Origin of the sequence: Mesorhizobium sp. M1A.F.Ca.IN.020.06.1.1 (assembly GCF_004023265.1) — a bacterium.
GTDB lineage: Bacteria > Pseudomonadota > Alphaproteobacteria > Rhizobiales > Rhizobiaceae > Mesorhizobium.
Genome location: NZ_RZSR01000521.1, coordinates 1 through 4,233, shown reverse-complemented (window position 1 = coordinate 4,233; position 4,233 = coordinate 1). Strand labels below are relative to the sequence as shown.

Annotated in this window: 6 protein-coding genes and 1 pseudogene; all 7 read right to left on the bottom strand. The window is 65.7% G+C overall.

The features are described 5' to 3' along the window. Positions 1–167 precede the first annotated feature (167 nt). The gene (gene flgA / locus EOA60_RS21300) at positions 168–710 is read right to left on the bottom strand and encodes a flagellar basal body P-ring formation chaperone FlgA (protein WP_128311832.1); all 543 of its coding nucleotides are present in this window, start codon (positions 708–710) and stop codon (positions 168–170) included. A 6-nt stretch (positions 711–716) separates the two neighbouring features. Continuing rightward, positions 717–1,505 (bottom strand): flagellar basal-body rod protein FlgG, encoded by a 789-nt coding sequence (gene flgG, locus EOA60_RS21295; RefSeq protein ID WP_067002397.1) that lies wholly within the window; start codon positions 1,503–1,505, stop codon positions 717–719. 9 nt (positions 1,506–1,514) lie between these two features. Beyond that, the gene (locus EOA60_RS21290) at positions 1,515–1,844 is read right to left on the bottom strand and encodes a flagellar hook-basal body complex protein FliE (RefSeq protein ID WP_095823387.1); all 330 of its coding nucleotides are present in this window, start codon (positions 1,842–1,844) and stop codon (positions 1,515–1,517) included. Beyond that, a complete protein-coding gene (gene flgC / locus EOA60_RS21285) occupies positions 1,844–2,260 on the bottom strand; it encodes a flagellar basal body rod protein FlgC (protein WP_067326083.1) in 417 nt (138 codons plus the stop codon). Before flgC ends, EOA60_RS21290 begins: the two co-directional genes overlap by 1 nt. A 2-nt stretch (positions 2,261–2,262) precedes the next feature. Next, positions 2,263–2,643 carry a flagellar basal body rod protein FlgB gene (gene flgB, locus EOA60_RS21280; RefSeq protein WP_095823386.1) on the bottom strand — a complete coding sequence of 127 codons (381 nt, stop codon included), beginning with the start codon at positions 2,641–2,643 and terminating at the stop codon, positions 2,263–2,265. A gap of 89 nt (positions 2,644–2,732) precedes the next feature. Next, entirely contained in the window at positions 2,733–3,392 is a 660-nt protein-coding gene (locus tag EOA60_RS21275) for a hypothetical protein (RefSeq protein WP_095823385.1), read from the bottom strand. Next, positions 3,373–4,233: pseudogene (gene fliI / locus EOA60_RS21270) on the bottom strand (flagellum-specific ATP synthase FliI); the annotation flags it as partial. The pseudogene fliI and the gene EOA60_RS21275, both read right to left, overlap by 20 nt.

The following is a 4,233-nucleotide window of genomic DNA, read 5'->3' as shown; positions in this document are numbered from 1 at the left end:
CGTCGAGACGCGGAACATGCGGGTGGTGGTGGCCGGATCGTATTCCGGATCGTCGTAAACGCCGCCATTTTTCTGCGCAAGTTCGCGCTTGGCCTTGGACGTGAGCCCATCGGCCAATGCGGGCTGAAGACCGATCGCGGCGCTCAGCAGAAGGGCAAAGATGCGCCTCACGATGCGCCGACCCGAATCGTGCTGTCGGCCATTACTGTGCCGGAAATGATCTTGCCGCTGTCGACATTGCGAATTTTGATGAGGTCGCCGGCGGCGCCCGGCTGCAGCGTGACGCCGGCGGCCGAGATGGTCAGTGCTCCGGCGGTGAAATAGACCTGCACCGAGGCACCCTGCTCGACCAGCCAGGCATCGCGGATCGCGGCCGCCGGAATGTAGCGGCCGGGCACGAGGGTGCGCTTGGCGACCTTGCCCTGAAGTTCCTCGGAGCGCGTCGCCATTCCGTCCGGCTTGTGCTTGCCCGGGACAAGCGTCACCTGCTTCAGCGCCGCAAGCTCGATCGTCTCGCCGGGATAGATGACCCGGTTGGGGATCAGCACGGCTTCGCCGACCGCTTGATTGGCGGCGAGCTGGTTGGCCGACTCCCCGGATCGCAAGGGAGATGGGCCCGTCTCTTGCGCAAGCGCCGGCACGCCGACGACCACCAGCGCAAGGGCCAGCACGGCGCGACGAAAAGCAGGGCAGGAAGCCGGCATGGCCATCGTCGGTTACCTGATGTTCTTTGAGACCACCGAGGCCATGTCGTCAGCGGCCTGGATGACCTTCGAGTTCATTTCATAGGCGCGCTGCGCCGAGATCAGCTCGGTGATTTCCTTGACCGGATCGACGTTGGAGGACTCCAGATAGCCCTGCTCGATGGTGGCGAAGCCCGGATCGCCTGGAACGCCGACATTGGCCGGGCCAGAGGCCGCCGTCTCCTGGAACAGATTGTCGCCGAGCGGCGCCAGGCCCGCCTCATTGGCGAAGTTGGCGATCTGAAGCTGGCCGAGAAGCTGAAGGTCGGTCTGGCCGTCGATACGGGCAAAGACCTGGCCGGTCTTGTTGACGATGACCTCGACCGCGTCGGTCGGCACGGTGATCGCCGGAATGACGGTGGCGCCGTCGGCGGTGACCAGCTGCCCGGTGGCATTGGTGTTGAAGGCACCGGCGCGGGAGTAGAGCGTGCTGCCGTCGGCGCCCTCGATCTGGAACCAGCCGCGGCCGGTCAGCGCCAGGTCGAAGCTGTTGCCCGTGCTGGTCAGCTCGCCCTGTGTATGGACATTGCGCACGGCCGTCGTCTTGACGCCGAGGCCGATCGAAACGCCCTCGGGCACAAGCGAGGTGTTGGAGCGGTTGGGCACCCCTTGGGTGCGATCGACCTGGTAGAGCAGGTCGGAGAATTCGGCGCGCGCCCGCTTGTAGCCGGTGGTGTTGATGTTGGCGATGTTGTTGGCGATGACTTCCAGATTGGTTTGCTGGGCGTTCATGCCGGTCGCGGCGATGGCAAGGGCTTTCATGACGCGGTCCTAGATACTCATGCGGCTGATTTCGAGATAGGCCGAGACGACCTTGTCGCGGATGGCGATCGTCGTCTGCAGGGCCTGCTGGGCGCTCAGCACCGCATCGGCCACTTGGCGGGTGTCGGCGTCGCCTTTGAGCGCCTGGATCGACATCTGCTCGGCGTTCTGCAGCGTGTTGACGGTCTTGTTCGCAGCCTGGCTGAGAGCCTCCGCAAAGCTGCTGCCGACGCCTTCGCCTGCTTTGGTGCCGACACCGCCCTGAAGCAGGCCCGGCGAGGCGGCCTCCGTGCCGTCGATTGCCGGTTTGAACTGTAGTGCCCCGATACCGCCGATCATTACTGGTTCCTCATCAGGTCGATGGTCATGGAAATCAGATCGCGAGCCTGCTTGATGACCTGCAGGTTGGCCTCATAGGAGCGGTTGGCCTCGCTCATGTCGGCCATTTCGACCAGCACGTTGACGTTGGGCATCTTCACGTACCCTTTTGCGTCGGCGGCCTCGTTGCCGGGCTGGAACTCGATCGGGAAGTCCGACGGGTCGCGCGCGATCGAGCTCACCTCGACCAGCGAACCACCGCTCGTCCGGTCGAGCTCGGACTGGAAGCTGATCGTCTTGCGGCGATAGGGATCGGCGCCAGGCGTGTTGCCCGTCGATTGCGCATTGGCGAGGTTCTCCGACACCACACGCAGACGCTCCGACTGGGCGCCAAGGCCGGATGCCGCGACTTTAAGGGCTGCGGTCAGGGCGTCCATGGTCAGCTCTTCACCACCATCGTCATCATCGAGTGGAAGGCTTTGACGATCGCCGTGTTGAGCTCGAAGGAGCGGCGAACTTCGCCGGCCTTCATCAACTCGTCCTCGAGCACCACCGTGTTCTTCGACGGCATTATCGAGCCCGTGACATCCTCCGGCTTGAGATTGAAGCCGGCATTGGTCCCCTCGGGGCCCAAATGGCCGGTCTGGGTGGCCGCCAGCGTCACCGCAGTCCGGTCGAGGACCTTTTCGAACGGTTCGACGTCGTTTGCCGTGTAGCCCGGCGTGTTGGCATTGGCGATGTTGGATGCGATCGCCGACTGGCGCACGGCTAGCCATTGCGACTGCCGGGTGGCGAGGTCAAAGAGGTTGACGGGTTCCATGGGACTCTCCGGGCGAGTACGCACAAGACTAGGCCGCCAGTCTTGCGCGGACCTTGCGCGGAGCGAGCCCGCGGCCCGTTACGAGGCCATTACCTGGAAAGCTGGATCACCTTGTTGGCATCGGTGACGATCACCCACTTGCCACCGCGCTGCTCGATCGCGGCGACGCGGCTGGAGTCCGGCAGGACGGAGCCGCGCTGGACGATCCACAGGCCGGTGTCGTCCTCGATCATTGCGCGGCCATTGGCGACATGCACCATCCTGAATTCCGCCGCGGCCGCAGGGAACGGCTGGTCGCCAGGCGCCGGCGGGGGTTCGTCCTGCACCGTTCCAGTGGCAAGGAGGTCGATATCGGCGTTGGGAACGTCCTTGGCCGTCAGCGGTCCGCTGCGTTCGGCCGCGACGCCGCCGCCCTCGCGTCCGGAATTGCTGCCGCTGCCGCCGAACTTGATGGTCTGGACGCCGAACTGCTCCTGATTGAAAAAGATATACCAGGGAAACAGCGCGCAGATCAGGCCGAGCGTGATGCCGAGCGCTGCGACGACGAAATCGCTGCGCCGGTCCGCTTTCCTGTTGGCCAGGCGGGGGAACTGGGCCGGCGGCGGCTGCGGCCGCTCCACCTTTTTCGGGAACAGGCCGTTGATGAGCGAGTCGCGGCTGGCGTCGGCCTCCTCGGCGGCCTTGGCCTCGGCAATCATCTCACGCAGCATGCGCTCGGTCTGTTGCAGGTCAGTCTCCTTGATCGCCATTCTGCTTCCCCTTGAGATGGCGGGCGAGATCGGTGAACGGATCGGCCGATGCGCGGTCCCTCGGCGACTGCGTGAGCGCCTCGTAGATCAGCGGCACCTGGCGCACGGCGATGTCGAGCTCGGCGTCGGCGCCCCCCTGATAGGCGCCGAGCAGACGGATGTCGCGCGTGTCCTCGAAGCGCGCGATCATCGCTTTCAGCCTTGTCACCAGCATGCGCTGCTCGGCGCTCCAGGCCTTGTCGGCGAGACGTGAGATCGACGACAGCGGATTGACCGGCGGGTAGCGTCCCTGCTCGGCGATCGCGCGGTCGAGCACGACGTGGCCATCGAGGATGCCGCGCACCGAATCGGCCACCGGATCGTTGTGGTCGTCGCCGTCCACCAGCACCGAGATGATGGCGGTGATCGAGCCTTTGCCCTCGGCGCCTGGTCCGGCGCGCTCGAGCAGCTTCGGCAGATCGGTGAAGACCGATGCCGGGTAGCCGCGCGCGACCGGCGGCTCGCCGGTGCCCGTCGCCACCTCGCGCAGCGCATGGGCAAAGCGGGTGATCGAATCCAGCACCAGGAGCACGCGATGGCCCTGGTCGCGGAAATGCTCGGCCACGCGCATGGCTGTGTCGGGCGCGCGCCGGCGCATCATGGCGCTCTCGTCGCTGGTGGCGACGACCGCGACGGTCTTGGCCATGCTGTCGGCGCCGATGGTGTCCTCGAGGAATTCGCGTACCTCGCGGCCGCGCTCGCCGATCAGCGCCACGACCACCGTGTCGAAGGCCTCGGCACCTGCGAGCATGGCAAGCAGCGTCGACTTGCCGACGCCGGAGCCGGCGAAAATGCCGAGCCG